This is a genomic window from Enterococcus sp. S22(2020) (genome assembly GCF_020295385.1).
Classification (GTDB): Bacteria; Bacillota; Bacilli; order Lactobacillales; family Enterococcaceae; genus Enterococcus_L; species Enterococcus_L dunnyi.
This window is the reverse complement of sequence record NZ_JACFUD010000001.1, coordinates 1-16,043: the sequence shown is the minus strand read 5'-3', so window position 1 is coordinate 16,043 and position 16,043 is coordinate 1. Positions and strand designations below refer to the sequence as shown.

General features: G+C 36.3%; 14 protein-coding genes and 1 other annotated feature (1 of these 15 running past the window's edge). Of the genes, 13 read left to right on the top strand and 1 reads right to left on the bottom strand.

Annotated features, from left to right (window positions below; translation table 11 throughout):
• Positions 1-240 (top strand) — a binding site (T-box leader) (it extends 6 nt beyond the left edge of the window).
• Between the two features lie 343 nt (positions 241-583).
• The 11 genes from H3T55_RS00070 (at position 584) to H3T55_RS00020 (ending at position 14,062) form a co-directional block, all read left to right on the top strand.
• Positions 584-1,621 carry a methionine ABC transporter ATP-binding protein gene (locus H3T55_RS00070; RefSeq protein ID WP_225533211.1) on the top strand — a complete coding sequence of 346 codons (1,038 nt, stop codon included), beginning with the start codon at positions 584-586 and terminating at the stop codon, positions 1,619-1,621.
• A gap of 49 nt (positions 1,622-1,670) precedes the next feature.
• A complete protein-coding gene (locus H3T55_RS00065) occupies positions 1,671-2,300 on the top strand; it encodes a methionine ABC transporter permease (RefSeq protein WP_225533231.1) in 630 nt (209 codons plus the stop codon).
• 35 nt (positions 2,301-2,335) lie between these two features.
• On the top strand, positions 2,336-3,187 hold the full coding sequence (locus H3T55_RS00060; RefSeq protein WP_225533212.1) for a MetQ/NlpA family ABC transporter substrate-binding protein: 852 nt from the start codon (positions 2,336-2,338) through the stop codon (positions 3,185-3,187).
• Positions 3,188-3,387: 200 nt separating this feature from the next.
• Entirely contained in the window at positions 3,388-3,936 is a 549-nt protein-coding gene (locus tag H3T55_RS00055; protein WP_225533213.1) for a hypothetical protein, read from the top strand.
• Positions 3,937-4,196: 260 nt separating this feature from the next.
• Entirely contained in the window at positions 4,197-4,967 is a 771-nt protein-coding gene (sufC, locus tag H3T55_RS00050; protein WP_086279110.1) for a Fe-S cluster assembly ATPase SufC, read from the top strand.
• Positions 4,968-4,981: 14 nt separating this feature from the next.
• A complete protein-coding gene (gene sufD / locus H3T55_RS00045) occupies positions 4,982-6,268 on the top strand; it encodes a Fe-S cluster assembly protein SufD (protein ID WP_225533214.1) in 1,287 nt (428 codons plus the stop codon).
• The gene (locus H3T55_RS00040) at positions 6,265-7,500 is read left to right on the top strand and encodes a cysteine desulfurase (protein WP_225533215.1); all 1,236 of its coding nucleotides are present in this window, start codon (positions 6,265-6,267) and stop codon (positions 7,498-7,500) included. The genes sufD and H3T55_RS00040 overlap by 4 nt, the downstream gene beginning before the upstream one ends.
• On the top strand, positions 7,487-7,954 hold the full coding sequence (sufU, locus tag H3T55_RS00035) for a Fe-S cluster assembly sulfur transfer protein SufU (RefSeq protein WP_087639821.1): 468 nt from the start codon (positions 7,487-7,489) through the stop codon (positions 7,952-7,954). The genes H3T55_RS00040 and sufU overlap by 14 nt, the downstream gene beginning before the upstream one ends.
• A 66-nt stretch (positions 7,955-8,020) precedes the next feature.
• Positions 8,021-9,415: a Fe-S cluster assembly protein SufB gene (gene sufB / locus H3T55_RS00030; protein WP_086444234.1), complete on the top strand. Its 1,395-nt coding sequence runs from the start codon at positions 8,021-8,023 to the stop codon at positions 9,413-9,415.
• A 1,059-nt stretch (positions 9,416-10,474) separates the two neighbouring features.
• Positions 10,475-11,308 (top strand): DNA-methyltransferase, encoded by an 834-nt coding sequence (locus tag H3T55_RS00025; RefSeq protein WP_225533216.1) that lies wholly within the window; start codon positions 10,475-10,477, stop codon positions 11,306-11,308.
• Positions 11,309-11,314: 6 nt separating this feature from the next.
• Positions 11,315-14,062: an N-6 DNA methylase gene (locus tag H3T55_RS00020; RefSeq protein ID WP_225533217.1), complete on the top strand. Its 2,748-nt coding sequence runs from the start codon at positions 11,315-11,317 to the stop codon at positions 14,060-14,062.
• A 102-nt stretch (positions 14,063-14,164) separates the two neighbouring features.
• On the opposite strand, the gene H3T55_RS00015 is transcribed toward H3T55_RS00020, so the two are convergent.
• On the bottom strand, positions 14,165-14,431 hold the full coding sequence (locus H3T55_RS00015; protein WP_225533218.1) for a hypothetical protein: 267 nt from the start codon (positions 14,429-14,431) through the stop codon (positions 14,165-14,167).
• 854 nt (positions 14,432-15,285) lie between these two features.
• On the opposite strand from H3T55_RS00015, the gene H3T55_RS00010 reads away from it, so the two are divergent.
• Both H3T55_RS00010 and H3T55_RS00005 read left to right on the top strand, forming a co-directional pair.
• Positions 15,286-15,564, top strand: a complete 279-nt coding sequence (locus H3T55_RS00010; RefSeq protein WP_225533219.1) for a TIGR04197 family type VII secretion effector — start codon at positions 15,286-15,288, stop codon at positions 15,562-15,564.
• A 4-nt stretch (positions 15,565-15,568) separates the two neighbouring features.
• Complete coding sequence (locus H3T55_RS00005) at positions 15,569-15,931, top strand: DUF3958 family protein (RefSeq protein ID WP_225533220.1); 363 nt, start codon at positions 15,569-15,571, stop codon at positions 15,929-15,931.
• Positions 15,932-16,043: the final 112 nt, after the last annotated feature.

Genomic DNA, 16,043 nt, shown 5'->3' with positions numbered 1-16,043 from the left:
GCTTTGAAAAGAAGAGTACATGTCAAAAGTGTTTTAAAGAGAGCCTTGTTTGCTGAAAATAGGCAACGTGATTGATATGGAAGATGGTCTTTGAGCAGAATAAGTGAGCATGAGTAAACTTATTACGGGTGTGCCCGTTACAGCACCACAGTATACGAATTCAAGTACTGTATAAGGCTATTATTGTGAAATGATAGTAAATCAAGGTGGTAACACGAAAGACAAGCTTTCGTCCTTTTGTCGAATAAGACACAAGGGCGGAAGCTTTTTGCATGTTCAACACAGGTTACTTAGTAACCTGATGTTGAACAGTACTTGGCGAACAAAGTGAGCGAAGTTACATTACTAGTGAAACAAAGAACAGTTTAGGTCAGAGCAGATGTTGAACAATACTTGGCGAACAAAGTGAGCGAAGTTACGTTACTAGTGAAACAAGCCAATCTTTCATTGAAGGTACTAGAATCAAAAAATCAAAGTATCCATAGTTTAAAACACACGCTCGATCACCAAGATAAGTCTAACCATACAGCCAAACATATAGTATACTTAAACAAGCAAAACAAAAGAAAGTCGAGGGGGAAAAATGCCTCTAATTGAATTACAACACGTAAAAAAACAATTTTCCGGTAAAAACGGGCAAGTAACGGCCGTCAATGATGTGTCTTTATCTGTTGAGCAGGGCGACATTTATGGTATCGTAGGTTACTCTGGAGCAGGAAAGAGTACCTTGGTTCGTCTGTTAAATGGCTTGGAACTGCCAACAGAAGGAGAAGTAAACATCCAAGGACACAATGTCGCGCAAATGGCGAATCGTGAACTTCGTCAGTTCCGCAAGAAGATCGGCATGATTTTCCAACACTTCAATCTGCTATGGTCAAGAACGATTTTAGAAAATATCATGTTGCCGTTAGAATTAGCCGGAGTGCCTAAAAGCAGTAGAAAAGAGCGAGCACAGGAGCTTTTGACTTTAGTCGGTTTAGAAGGCAGAGGAGATGCCTATCCAAGTCAGTTGTCCGGTGGCCAAAAACAACGGGTGGGGATCGCCAGAGCATTGGCAAATAATCCAGAGATCTTACTTTGTGATGAAGCAACCAGCGCCTTAGATCCGCAAACAACAGACGAAGTATTGGATCTACTACTTGAAATCAATAAAACATTGAATCTAACCATCGTACTGATCACACACGAAATGCATGTGATCCGTAAAATTTGTAATAAGGTAGCTGTAATGGAGCTTGGACAAATCGTGGAAGAAGGAGACGTATTAGAAGTCTTCAGAAATCCCCAACAAGCTGTCACAAAACGTTTTGTTCAACAAGAACTTGAGCCAAAAGAAGACACAGAAGAGCTACTTGGTGAGTTGATCAAAGAAAATCCAGCAGGTTTAGTCGTTACGCTTCAGTTTAGCGGAGACAATGCCAATGAACCAGTGATTTCTCAAGCGATTCGTCAGTTCAACGTTGACATCAATGTCGTTCAAGGTCAAGTACAGCAAGCGAAAGAAGGCGCCTTTGGAACCTTGACGGTCATGGTTTTAGGAGAACAAAGTGAAGTCGAAAAGACACTCGCTTTCTTCACAGAAAAAGAAGTTGGGTTGGAGGTGATTCACCGTGGCGAATGAAACATTTGTTGAAAAGTACTTGAATTTTAGCCGGGTGAACCCAGAGTCAATGAAACAAGCGGCGGTCGATACATTGTTTATGACAGTCGTTGCAATGATTTTTGTCATTATTATCGGATTCTTGTTAGGATTGCTGTTATATAGTTTGAGCCGCAACAAGTCTCCTCTAGCGAAAATCAGCTATAGTGTGTTATCCGTTGTTAGTAATGTTTTCCGCTCGATTCCTTATATTGTATTGATCATCTTGTTGATGGATTTCTCTCGGAAATTAGTGGGAACAGGGATCGGTGCAAAAGCGGCTATCCCATCATTGATCGTATCTGCAGCACCCTTTTATGCTAGATTAGTTGAAATTGCCTTTCGTGAAGTGGATAGTGGTGTATTAGAAGCTGCTGATGCGATGGGGGCTTCTAAACTTCAAAAGATTTTTAAAGTCTTGATCCCGGAAAGCAAACCAGCATTACTATCAGGAATCACGTTAACAACGATCACGATGATCGGATTTACGGCAATGGCCGGAATCATCGGTGGTGGTGGCCTTGGCGGGTTAGCTTACCAAGAAGGGTTTAGCCGGAACAATAATACAGTAACACTTGTAGCAACGATCTTAATTTTGATGATTGTGTTTATCATTCAATTTGTCGGTGATCAATTGGTAAAACGTTCAGACAAACGATAAGCAATTAATATAGAAAATAATTGGAGGAAATAAAGATGAAAAAGAAATTATTCGGTTTAGCAGCATTGGCAGTCGTTGCAGTTAGTTTAGCAGCATGTGGTGGCGGAAATAGTAAAACAGATGATAGTAAAACTGCGGGATCAGACAAAGAATCTTCTGTTTTAAAAGTCGGCGCATCTGCTTCTCCACACGCAGAAATTTTGGAGCAAGTAAAACCAATCCTTAAAAAAGAAGGCGTTGATTTGGAAATCGTTCAATTCGATGATTACATTTTACCAAACAAAAACTTGGCAGAAGGCGATATCGATGCAAACTACTTCCAACATATTCCATACTTCAATCTACAAGTAAAAGAAAACAAATATGATTTCGCCAATGCGGGCGGTATCCATATCGAGCCAATGGGCTTATACTCAAAACGTATCAAAGATATCAAGGATTTGAAAGATGGCGCGACGATCATCACCTCTAACTCAGAATCAGACTGGGGCCGAATCATCACGATTTTACAAGATGCGGATTTAGTAACGGTCAAAGATGGTGTTGATCTAGAAACAGCAACATTTGAAGATATCGACAAAAATCCTAAAAACTTGAAGTTTATTCATAACATCAACCCTGAAGTCTTAACAACAACGTATAACAATGATGAAGCTGACCTTGTTGCGATCAATGCCAACTTTGCATACAGTGCAGGCTTGAATCCATTGAAAGATTCTGTCTTGCTTGAAAAAGATAACTCGCCATATGTGAATATCGTTGCAGTTCGTTCAGAAGATAAAGATAGTGATAAAATCAAAAAATTGGTCGACGCCTTGCATAGTAAAGAAATCCAAGACTGGATTCTTGAAAAATGGGATGGCTCAGTGAAACCTGTAGATAAGTAAACAAAATAGAAACAGCTGAACTACGCTCTGTCAAGTTGTAGTTCAGCTTTTTTTGTCTACTCAGAATACTCTATAAAAAAGACATGTTTATTGTAATTTATTTATTATTTTAAAATAATAATTTTGTTCTTTAAGTTGATTTGAATGTTTTTTTATGATAGTCTCATCTAGTGCACATTTATAAAAAAGGAGAGGTTAACATGAAAAAAAGCAACATTGTTTTATTTTTTGTTTCGATGATGGCAATTTGTTTTGCTGTTGTTGGAACTAGTTCAAGTGCGGAGGCAAGTGAATATGATTTGAATCAAGGAGCGACCTTCACGTTTAATTCAGAGGGTGAGTGGAAAAGAATCTATTCTGGTGTATTTTCTGGAACGAGTGCAACTGGTTTTAGCTATGCTGATTATTCTGGAGAGATCCAGTATGCGCATGTAACGGCAAATACACAAAAAATCCAAGCAGCCTATGTTGTGAAGGATCGGATTTTTGATTTTGAAGGAACCTATTCACCAAGAGAATCTTACTTTAATGGTAATACTAAAATTTGGGCATTCAACATTCAAAGAGTGAATGGCTTAACACCTGTTTATAAAACGACAATGGCCGTGACAGAAGGATTACCTGGCGGAACAGTTTTACATGTAAAAGCTGACCGTGCACCAGTGCCTAACTGGGCAGCGTTACCGAATATAGATAGTATGTCTAAAGTTCAGATCACTGGAACATACATCTCAATTATTCCTCAATAATTTAGAAGAAAAAGGAAGGGCTTCTGCTTAATGTAGAAGAACTTTCTTTTTTTGTTTGTCAAAAATGATTTGGGTTAGCTGTTTTATAGACGATAAGAAGAGATTCACTTTAGAAAGATTCTAAATAAGTCCATTTTTTCACAAAGAAAACCTCTAGTAATTAAGAATTATTCTAGTAAAGAGATTGCTTATCATTCTCAATTAGGATAAAATGAATGAGAACGATAAAATAATTATTTTTAAGTTGGAGGGAATTATACATGTCCGTTTTAGAGATTAAAAATTTACACGTATCAATCGAAGATAAGAAGATTTTAAAAGGTGTGAACCTGACCATGAAAACAGGAGAGATCCACGCGATCATGGGACCAAACGGAACAGGTAAATCGACATTATCTGCTGCGATCATGGGAAATCCAAATTACGAAGTCACAGAAGGTGAAATTCTTTTTGATGGCGAAAATGTCTTAGAACTTGAAGTAGATGAACGTGCGCGTTTAGGTCTATTTTTAGCGATGCAATACCCAAGTGAAATTCCTGGTATCACAAATGCTGAATTCATGCGTGCGGCGATCAATGCCAAACGTGATGAAGACGACAAAATTTCTGTGATGCAGTTCATCAAAAAATTAGATAAAAAAATGGAACTACTAAATATGCCGGAAGAAATGGCTGAACGTTATTTGAATGAAGGCTTCTCAGGCGGAGAAAAGAAACGTAATGAAATTTTACAATTATTAATGTTGGAACCAACATTTGCTATTTTAGATGAAATCGATTCTGGTCTAGATATCGATGCGCTAAAAGTTGTCTCAAAAGGCGTAAACGAAATGCGCGGCGAAAACTTTGGCGCATTGATCATCACTCACTACCAACGTCTATTGAATTACATCACACCTGATGTGGTGCATATCATGATGGAAGGCCGTGTCGTAAAAACAGGCGGCGCTGATCTTGCAAAACGTTTAGAAGCAGAAGGCTATGCTGGAATCAGTGAAGAATTAGGTATCGAATACAAAGAAGAAGCGTAAGGAGGACAAGATAAATGAAAGATATCACAACAGCAAATTATCTTGACGACATCAAAGCTTTTTCAGCACGTAACGAAGAACCCTCATGGATGACGGACTTGCGCGCAGCGGCTTTAGAAAAAGCTGAACACTTAGAATTACCAAAGATCGAACGGGTGAAATTTCACCGTTGGCCTTTGTTTAACGTAAATACAGATGAATATACACCACAAGCGATGAATATCCCTAGTTTTGATGCAATGAAAGACAATCCAGTCATCGTACAGCAAGGATCGATCACAGCATTTGAACAGCTTTCAGCAAAATTAGCTGACCAAGGCGTGATCTTCACTGATCTGTTCACTGCGATGCAGGAACATGGTGATCTAGTCAAAGAATACTATATGACAAAAGCTGTGGAGATGGACGAAGACAAGCTGACAGCTTTTCATACAGCGTTCATGAATAGCGGTGTGTTCTTATATGTACCCAAAAATGTCGTGATCGAAGAACCGATCGAATCGATCTTTATCCAAGATTCAGATAGTGAACAACCCTTCTTCAAACATGTCTTGATCATTGCAGATGAGCATAGTGAATTTAGTTATTTAGAACGATTCCAAACGATCGGCGAACGTAAAGCAAAAGTTTCGGCAAACATCATTGTTGAAGTGATTGCCAAAGCTGGCTCAAAAGTGAAGTATTCAGCAGTCGATCAATTAGGTGAAAACCTTTCGACTTATATGAACCGTCGTGGTCATATCATGCGCGATGCCTCAGTTGACTGGGCGATCGGTGTCATGAATGATGGCGATGTGGTTGCTGATTTTGATTCTGACTTAGTAGGCGAAGGCTCTCACTCAGAAGTCAAAGTTGTGGCAATCAGTGCCGGCAAACAAACACAAGGAATCGATACGCGTGTAACCAATAAAGCCTCTCATTCTGTAGGGCACATTTTACAACACGGAGTTATTCGTGAAAAAGGAACATTGACCTTCAACGGAATCGGTCATATCTTAAAAGGGGCTAAAGGAGCAGATGCGCAACAAGAAAGCCGTGTCTTGATGCTTTCTGACAAAGCCCGTGGTGATGCGAACCCAATTTTATTGATCGATGAAAATGAAGTAACTGCAGGACATGCGGCCAGTGTTGGTCGTGTCGATCCAGAAGAAATGTACTATTTAATGAGTCGTGGTCTACGCAAAGAAGAAGCAGAACGTTTGGTCATTCGTGGTTTCTTAGGCTCAGTGATCACAGCGATCCCAGTCAAAGAAGTCCAAAAAGAATTTGTAGATGTTATTGAAGGGAAGTTGAATGCATGATAAACGCAGATAAGATTCGGCAACAGTTTCCCATCTTGTTTCAAGAAGTAAATGACGAGCCGCTTGTTTATCTGGATAATGCAGCAACAACTCAAAAACCGAAAGCAGTTTTAGATAGACTGACTTATTATTACGAACATGATAACGCCAATGTCCATCGTGGTGTGCATACTTTAGCTGAACGGGCAACAAAAGATTATGAAGCGGCTCGTGAAAAAGTTAGAGCTTTTATCAATGCTAAAGAAACAGCTGAAACATTATTCACGCGAGGCACAACGACTAGCTTGAACTGGGTCGCAAAAAGCTATGGTGATTTAGCAGTAGTAGCCGGTGATGAAATCGTGATTTCTTACATGGAACATCACTCTAATATTATCCCTTGGCAACAACTAGCAGAACGCAAAGGCGCAACCTTGAAATATATCGAGATTACAGCAGACGGCTTTTTAGATATGGAAAGTGCGAAACAACAAATCACAGACAAAACCAAGATCGTTTCTATCGCTCATGTCTCTAACGTCTTAGGTGTGATCAATCCAGTTAAAGAACTAGCTGAATTAGCGCACAGTCATGGTGCTGTCTTAGTTGTCGATGGTGCGCAAGCTGTTCCTCATATGTCGGTGGATGTTCAAGCCATCGATGCGGATTTTTATGCTTTTAGCGGACATAAAATGTGCGCCCCAACTGGAATTGGTGTATTATATGGAAAACGCGAATTGCTGGAGAAAATGGAGCCCATCGAATTTGGCGGAGAAATGATCGATTTTGTGAATTTGTATGATAGTACATGGAAAGAATTGCCATGGAAGTTCGAAGCAGGAACGCCAAATATTGGCGGCGCGATCGCTTTGGGTGCCGCAATCGATTTTCTCAACGAGATCGGTTTAGATAATGTCCATCAACATGAAGCAGAATTAGTAGAGTATGTATTGCCAAAATTGTTAGCGATCGATGGTTTAACGGTGTATGGACCACAAGATCCTGCGCATCATACAGGTGTGATCGCGTTTAATTTAGATGGACTGCATCCTCATGATACAGCGACAGCTTTAGATATGGAAGGTGTGGCAGTTCGGGCAGGACATCATTGTGCCCAGCCATTACTGAAATATTTAGACGTAGCAGCAACAGCTAGAGCAAGCTTTTATCTCTATAATACAAAAGCAGACGCGGATCGATTGATCGAAGCAATTTTAGCGACAAAGGAGTTTTTCCAACATGGCTCTCTCTAAATTAGATAATTTATACCGTCAAGTGATCTTAGATCATTCTAGCCATCCCCATCATCATGGAAGCTTGGATGCGTCAAGTCAGACAATCGAAATGAACAATCCGACGTGCGGTGATGTGATCGAATTACAGCTGGATATCCAGGATAATATCATCAAAGATATCGCCTTTAACGGCAGCGGCTGTTCGATCAGCACCGCAAGTGCCAGCATGATGACCGATGCAGTCATCGGAAAAAGCTTAACTGAAGCAGAGCAGCTTGCGGAAGATTTCTCCCAATTGGTGCAAGGCAATGAGGTATCAGATGAAGAAAAACTCGGTGATGCAGCGATGCTTGGCGGCGTAGCGAAATTCCCAGCACGGATCAAATGCGCCACATTAGCGTGGAAAGCATTAGAGCAAGCAGTGGAAAATGACGGACAAGGAACTGCAGGACAATTACACTGCGAAGAATAAAAATACAAATCAAGAGGAACGTTGTTTCCTTTTAGTTCGAACTTATATTTAAGGGAAGGTGAAATAATGAGCAACGTACCAGAGTTAGAAGAATATAAATTTGGTTTCCACGATGATGTGAAACCAATCTTCAGTACGGGAGATGGACTAACAGAGGAAGTCGTTAGAGAAATTTCACGTAAAAAAGAAGAACCAGAATGGATGCTAGAATTCCGTTTAAAATCATTAGAACAATTCAATAAAATGAAAATGCAGGAATGGGGACCGGATTTATCAGATATCGATTTTGATAAGATCAAATATTTCCAAAGAGCCAGCGATAAACCTGCTCGTGACTGGGACGATGTACCAGATAAAATCAAAGAAACCTTTGAAAAAATCGGGATACCAGAAGCTGAACGTGCTTACCTAGCTGGAGCTTCAGCGCAGTACGAATCAGAAGTGGTTTACCACAATATGAAAGAAGAATTCCAAAAATTAGGGATCATCTTTACCGATACAGATTCAGCGTTGAAAGAATACCCTGATTTATTCAAGAAATACTTCTCAAAATTAGTGCCACCAACAGATAACAAATTAGCAGCACTAAACTCTGCTGTTTGGTCTGGTGGAACCTTTATCTATGTACCGAAAGGCGTTCGCGTAGATGTCCCATTACAAACCTACTTCCGGATCAATGCGGAAAACACAGGACAATTTGAACGTACGTTGATCATTGTGGATGAAGGCGCAAGTGTTCACTACGTAGAAGGCTGTACCGCACCTACGTACACAAGCAATAGCTTACACGCAGCGATCGTTGAGATCTTTACCCATAAAGATGCCTATACACGTTACACAACGATCCAAAACTGGTCAGATAACGTATACAACCTAGTAACCAAACGTGCCAAAGCTTACGAAGGTGCAACCGTTGAGTGGATCGATGGAAACCTAGGAGCAAAAGCAACGATGAAATACCCAAGTGTCTATCTAGATGGAAAAGGCGCACGCGGCACGATGCTATCAATCGCATTCGCCGGCGAAAACCAAATCCAAGATACAGGGGCAAAAATGATTCATAACGCACCAAACACATCAAGCTCGATCGTTTCAAAATCGATCGCCAAAGATGGCGGAGAAGTGAACTACCGTGGACAAGTAACCTTCGCCAAAGATAGTGCTGGTTCGATTTCACACATTGAGTGTGACACGATCATCATGGATGATAAATCGAAATCAGATACGATTCCGTTTAATGAGATCCATAACAGTCAAGTGGCGTTGGAGCATGAAGCGAAGGTTTCGAAAATTTCAGAAGAACAGCTTTATTATCTTATGAGCCGTGGTTTGTCAGAGCAAGAAGCGACTGAGATGATCGTTATGGGATTTGTAGAGCCGTTTACGAAGGAATTGCCGATGGAGTATGCGGTTGAGTTGAATCGATTGATTAGTTATGAGATGGAAGGGTCTGTTGGCTAGACCTATAATATGGGCTAGGAATGCTGATATAACAGTGTTTCTAGCTTTTTATTTTGTCTGAATTGATTTAAGCTAAAATAATTTTATTTGGAAGATTATGGACAAATTCATTTTTAATATATTTAGTGCTATTTGAAGTATTGCTAAAGAGTCTACTAATAAGCTTAAGCTTTTTTTAGATATCCAAAAGTGTAGGTTCAGGGATTAATAATAAAGCTTATACTTTAACTTTATTTCATATGAAAAAAGTTTTATGTTACTTCCAAAAAGTGAAGTTTAAAAAATAATCTAGTTATATATATTGAAAAACGATAATGCATAACAAGATTATCTACTTACGGGTACTTTCGGCATGTTATATTTCTGAATTATTTAAAATAAAGCAGATAATTGAAAGTCATTTAAAATTTTGTGATCAGAAAAGTACAGTTTTAAAAAGATATTCTCTTTCAATCAAGATGGATATCTCTGATAAGTTAGCCAAGAGTGACTTAGATAAATATAATAAAAAGTCGAAGAAATATTACTTAAGAAAAGAGATTTAAATTGAGTATCTGATTCCTTTTTTTAATCATTTGCATAGCATAATTTGGATTTTTCAAGGCACTAATCTATATGAAGAGGATCTATTCACTTTTGCTGATCCTATCAAGATAAAAAATTATGTTAAACAATGAAAGATTAATTTAAATAGCTTAAACTAAAAATAAAATTTGAATGACTGTATTGTGTGTAGTATGGACTTGGCACAAACAAGTATATGGTGTTTGCCAATGTTGAATAAACCATTTTGTTTAATATGAATTGTTTGGAAAAAAGGGTAAGATGCTAGCTAGAGTTTTTTTGTTTGAAATTATTATAAATAAGTCTGCTATTTTTATACCATTGTCATTTTAATGATAAGTCTTTTTTTATTTGTAATCATATTTTAAAAATACTTGTAAATATTCAGAATGAACTGTATATTTTAGTTTGAAGTACTTTAAAAAGATTCAAACCAAGATAGAAAATTTTATTTTTTTAAGTTTGAAACTAAAAATTGATATAGTGAGGTTTTATATGAAAAATAAAAATTTTATAAATAACGTTATAGTAGGCGATAGCATAGAAGTTATGAAAAAGATTGATGACGAGTCAATTGATATGGTTTTATGTGATTTACCATATGGTCATACTCAAAATAATTGGGATAGTGTAATTTCTTTGGATTTATTATGGAAAGAATATAACCGAATTATTAAGAAAAATGGGGCAATTGTATTGACATCTAGTGGGATGTTCACCGCAGAATTGATGCTTAGTAATCCTAAAATGTTTAAATACAAACTAGTTTGGGAAAAATCAAAAGCAACAAATTTTCTAAATGCAAAAAAGCAACCATTAAGAAAATATGAGGATATATGTGTTTTTTATAAGAAGCAACCCACATACAATCCACAAATGGGGAACGGAACCCCTTACAATAAAGGGACAAGAAAAAACCAGTTAACGGGAAGTTATGGGGATTTTTCTCCATCAGAAGTAAAAAGTGATGGTCAAAGATATCCTACAGATATTATATATTTTAAAACGGCAGAGTCGGAAGGAAATGTCTATCATCCGACTCAAAAACCAGTTGATTTAGGTAGATATTTGATTAATACCTATACTAATATTGGTGATACAATATTAGATAACACGTGTGGAAGTGGGTCTTTTTTGGTAAGTGCTGTTAAAGAAGGACGAAATTTTATTGGAATAGATAAGGATAGTGAAAGTAATAGATTTAAGGACGATAATACAAGTTATGTAGAAATTGCAAAAAATAGAGTTTTGGAAGCATATTATTTATTGGAAGATTCAAGTGATAAAAAGGACAGTATAATTAAAGCAAATTTATTTAAGGAGGAATAAATATTAATGGTTGCGAATATGAATGAAAATGAAAGAAGTGCTGCTATTGATTTAATATCTAATATAAATCAATATGTTTCAACGGTGAGCATAGTTATAAAAAGAGCTGGTGGTGAAACTACTATAAATAATTCGCAGAGTGCTGATGCTAGAAAAATTATGTTTCCAGATGTTTTGTTATACGCTGATGATAACAAAAATCTAATCCTACAGGGATGGGAATTAAAAATGCCAGACGTTTCAGTATTCGATACAGCTTATATTGAAGATGCGCAATTTAAAGCTGATAAGTTAGGGTTGAATAGTACAGTATTATGGAATTTTCATGATGTAGTACTTTATGTGAAAGATAATGGTAATTGGGTTGTGAAAAAACAATGGAATAATCTAAATTCTATAACTAGCCGTATAGAAGTTAAAACTAAAGAAAGTATATGGAAAAATTTTTTGAAACAATTTCTAGTTGAAATAAATAATTTTTACATTTCTGGTGAGATAGTTGAGAGGGAACTGAGCGAAATATCTCAAAACGTCATATCTTATCTAATTTCTGATTTTAAGAATGATGTAGCTGCATATTTAAAAAGTGAATCGCAAAAAAATAGGTTAATTGATATAGAGATTTCAAACTGGTGGTTGGATTCAAAAAATGAGTATTTAATGGATGAGTATGATGGATATGTAGCTTATTCTAAAAATGTTATTCTAAATTGGCTTACAAGATTTATATTTGGTCATATTATTATGGAAACTCATAATATTGCTAGAGAACTTGAAAATATTTCATTCGATACACATCCAGATGAAGTTAATAATATTTTTAAGAGAATAACTAAGACAAGTGATTTTTACACTATTTTTGAACCGCAGAAATATAATGAATATTTACCTAGACATGTGTGGCATAGGTTTATTGAATTTAATACATTTTTGAATGGTAAGTACTTACCACATGAAATGTTACAAAAGTTACTTGAGACTTCTATTGCTCAATTTAAAAGAGAAATAATAGGTCAATATACGACACCAGAAAAACTAGCTAAACTATTAGTTTATTCTACAGTCCTTAATATTGAAGATCATTCGATTGATCCTTGTTGTGGAACTGGAATCATCCCTAAGGTATTAATGGAATTAATGATTAATTCAAATATGACAGAACGAGAAGCACACGATAAAATATGGGCATCAGATAAAATGCTTTTTCCACTACAAGTTGCCAATATGACTCTAACTACTCAGACATCTATGAATCTTATCAATAAAGTTTTTCAAAAAAATGTTTTTTCTCTTTCAGAAAATACTAAAATTAAAATAGTTTCTCCTGAAACTGGAAATGAAATAGAATATGAGTTACCTAAATACAAAAATATAGTATCAAATCTTCCATTTGTTCCATTTGAAATAATTGATGAATCAGAAAATAGTTACATAAATGAGATAAATAATGAAGTTTATGAATTTTCTAACAAAGAATTAATTTTAGATAGAAGATCTGATTTCTATTTTTATATAGTCTTATATTTAAATAAAATATTAGCAAATAACGGAAGAGTTGGTGTAGTAACTTCTAATTCATGGTTAGGTACTCAGTCAGGAAAAAAATTTTATAAGGCTTTATCTTTATACTATAATATAAAAGCAATTATAATTTCAGGTAGAGGAAGATGGTTCCCAAATGCAGAAGTAATGTCATCGATACTGATTTTAGAGAAAAAGGAAACACAACGTGAGTTACAAACTGATAAGGTACAATTTGCTTTATTATGTGAAAATTTAGATAATCTAACTGACGAGGACATCAGAAAAATATCAAATAATTTGTTGATATCATCCTCAAATGAGATTCTACAAATAACAGAGTATGCAACAGATAAAATTGAGCAGTATATGGGAATGAATTTATCTTTAAATTCATTATTCTATAATGTTTCATGGATTGATGAACTTGAAGGGCAATTAATTTCTATATCTAATGTATTTTCAGTTATTAGAGGAATGAGAAGAGGATGGGATGAATTATTTTACCCCGATAATGAATCAGAAATAGAAAATTGTTATTTAAAACCAATCCTTAAAAGTTCTAGAAGTATTAATTCTTATGAAACAAACACCGATGGTATGGCTTTTTGTTGTTCAAAAACTTTGAATGAATTAAAATTATTGGGGCATTTTGGAGCTATAAATTGGATTAAGCGTTTTGAATTTGGAGTAAATAAAGTTGGTAGACCGTTAAAAGAGGTTTTAGAAACTAATGACTTGATGTGGTATGAAATGAGAACAACAGGTGCTGTCGCTGAGTTCGTAACTTCACTAAATCCTGGGGAAAGATTATTTTGGGCAAAGTTAGAAAATCCATCCTTTATCAATCAGCGATTAATTGGATTAAATAGAAAAAAAGCAAATGATAATGTAGAATTATTACATGCACTTTTAAACTCAGTTATTGGTTTGTTTTTAATTGAAGCTTCTGGTTTCGGTAGAGGATTAGGTGCTTTAGATTTATCTAAAAACAATATTCAAAAGATGCAGATGCTAAATCCATATAAGCTGAATGAAGATGAAGTAAAAAAAATATTGTATAAGTTCAGTTTTGTAAAAAAATACGAAATAGGTGATACAATTTCAATGTTAGAATTGGAAGAAAGAATTGATTTTGATAAATGCGTTTTAGAATCTTATGGTCTTTTAGATAGATATATGGATATAAAAGATGGTTTAATAAATATGTTAAATGCAAGATTGTCAGTCTAAATTATTTTAGAATGTATGTAATTTTTTTGGTAAATAAGATTTTCTAAATATAGTAAAAAAAGCTGAAAAAGTTCAGCTTTTTTGTATTTTATGAGTTCTGGTTCAAGTTTTTCTCCTCTGCATCATCCTCCCCACAATCTCCTCACTCTCCTTCAAAACCTCCTCAAAATCCCCAGAAAATACCTGATACAACTGCTGACAAGAATAATACCGCATCTGTATATCCTTCTTATTCCTCGTAACCTTCCCATCAAAAAACTCATCCAAATAAACCAACGACTTCTGCCAAGACCGAAGCTTGATCAACTCACTCCGCACATCCAAAATATCCTGATAAGGTACTGCTTTCAAATTCTGTTCTTTACTCATCACTACACATCCATTCCTTTTTTTGTAAAAACCAACAGGAAAATAAAAAACGATCAGACCTATCTGTGCCTCATCGTGTGCAATAGTTCGTCAAAGAACGCATGAAATCGCCAGAAAAATGAAAGAATCTGCTAATATCCCTAGTCAAATCAATCAAAATTCAGTACAATAAAACATGCGAGTACTTCAGTACGCGCTATCGGCAACTCGGATAAGCAGTGGTTGCTGTTTATTCGGGGCCTTGCAACGTGATTCCAGTCAGGTTGTAAGGTGCCGTTTTTTATTTTTCTATTTTTAACTCCGTACATTGTTACTTTAGAAAAAAATCAACCATAGAATAGAAACAAAAAAGGCATTGGCGCAATGTCCAATACCTGAATAAGTCAATAGTATCTCAAAGAAACCTAGCATTCTTTTCTAGTTGTCGCTCAAAAAGAGACACAACAAAAAAGCTAGTGATTCATTTACTATTGGCAAACTTGCACGGACAGTGGTTGCTGTTTTCAAGACCATTTTCGTTCGGTTCCAGCCAAACAAAAAGGTGCCAAAGATTAAATTGTCATAAAGTTGAGTGATGTTCTGAATCAGGACTTACTCAGCTTTTTTATTTCCATTCTATACACTAAGTATAAATAAATCGACAGCGAGAATCAAGGCGAACAAGCAACAAAATCCACTTTTATTCGAGAAGTTCAACAGATGAAAAGATGGAATAAATGCTACTGAGTCCGTTAAAAATTACTATATAAACGAAATGATTATCTATCGCGAAATTTCTGAAAAAAGTTTAGACAACTCTTATGGTAATCTATAATTATCATAATGATAATTAATTTAGAAAGTGGGTTGATTTGATGGAACCGATTAGTAGCAATAGTGCAGTTGCTGGAGAACTCGCAAGAGGGATCTTTTCTGCGATGGACGACCTGAACAGCCAGCAGTCTGTTGTAACAGACGAACAGTCAACCGTTTCAGGAAATACAGCGGCAAAAAATGCCATGAAAGAGGTGCAGTCTATGGTACAGACGATCAGCGCAGCCATTGCAACAGATGCCAATAATATAAAGAGCGTGGCAGCAGAATTTGATGAAGCGGATGCAACGATTCGTAAAATGATGCGCGGATCGAGGTGAATGTATGAATGAACACCAGTCAAGATGGGATGATTTATTAGTAGAGGAACGGAAAATTGAACATGAATTAGACGAAATGATCCAAGTCCAACGAGATACACAAAGGATCGAAGAAAATTATCACGAACTTTTCTTTCAAGGCAATCAGCTGATGGATCGTTTGGATCATTTTATTGGAGAAGATAGGGATGAAATAGAAGAGCTGCAGTGGCAAAGTAAGCAGAAGCAGCAAGGGATATTGTATCATTTAGAGGATCAAAAAGAGCAATTACATAAAGAACAGAGAAAAATAGAAGATCGTCAAGATGAACTATTTTACGAAAAAAAGAGAGTACTAGCAGACAAGGAGAACAGCGATGAGTATTGATATGTACTTAGGTCCTTCGAAAGCACAAGGAAGTAGTGCCAGCGCATTAAGCGAAAACTATCAGGCCGGATTTCAGGCATTACAAGCGGCTGTTAGTCAGTTTACTCAAGAT

What these genes read in the sequence shown, in the direction of transcription:
- H3T55_RS00025 (WP_225533216.1), top strand. Translation starts at nt 10,475, where the DNA reads ATGAAAAATAAAAATTTTATAAATAACGTTATAGTAGGCGATAGCATA.
- H3T55_RS00040 (WP_225533215.1), top strand. Translation starts at nt 6,265, where the DNA reads ATGATAAACGCAGATAAGATTCGGCAACAGTTTCCCATCTTGTTTCAA.
- H3T55_RS00005 (WP_225533220.1), top strand. Translation starts at nt 15,569, where the DNA reads ATGAATGAACACCAGTCAAGATGGGATGATTTATTAGTAGAGGAACGG.
- H3T55_RS00020 (WP_225533217.1), top strand. Translation starts at nt 11,315, where the DNA reads ATGGTTGCGAATATGAATGAAAATGAAAGAAGTGCTGCTATTGATTTA.
- H3T55_RS00055 (WP_225533213.1), top strand. Translation starts at nt 3,388, where the DNA reads ATGAAAAAAAGCAACATTGTTTTATTTTTTGTTTCGATGATGGCAATT.
- sufD (WP_225533214.1), top strand. Translation starts at nt 4,982, where the DNA reads ATGAAAGATATCACAACAGCAAATTATCTTGACGACATCAAAGCTTTT.
- H3T55_RS00060 (WP_225533212.1), top strand. Translation starts at nt 2,336, where the DNA reads ATGAAAAAGAAATTATTCGGTTTAGCAGCATTGGCAGTCGTTGCAGTT.
- sufU (WP_087639821.1), top strand. Translation starts at nt 7,487, where the DNA reads ATGGCTCTCTCTAAATTAGATAATTTATACCGTCAAGTGATCTTAGAT.
- sufB (WP_086444234.1), top strand. Translation starts at nt 8,021, where the DNA reads ATGAGCAACGTACCAGAGTTAGAAGAATATAAATTTGGTTTCCACGAT.
- H3T55_RS00015 (WP_225533218.1), bottom strand. Translation starts at nt 14,431, where the DNA reads ATGAGTAAAGAACAGAATTTGAAAGCAGTACCTTATCAGGATATTTTG.
- H3T55_RS00070 (WP_225533211.1), top strand. Translation starts at nt 584, where the DNA reads ATGCCTCTAATTGAATTACAACACGTAAAAAAACAATTTTCCGGTAAA.
- H3T55_RS00065 (WP_225533231.1), top strand. Translation starts at nt 1,671, where the DNA reads ATGAAACAAGCGGCGGTCGATACATTGTTTATGACAGTCGTTGCAATG.
- sufC (WP_086279110.1), top strand. Translation starts at nt 4,197, where the DNA reads ATGTCCGTTTTAGAGATTAAAAATTTACACGTATCAATCGAAGATAAG.
- H3T55_RS00010 (WP_225533219.1), top strand. Translation starts at nt 15,286, where the DNA reads ATGGAACCGATTAGTAGCAATAGTGCAGTTGCTGGAGAACTCGCAAGA.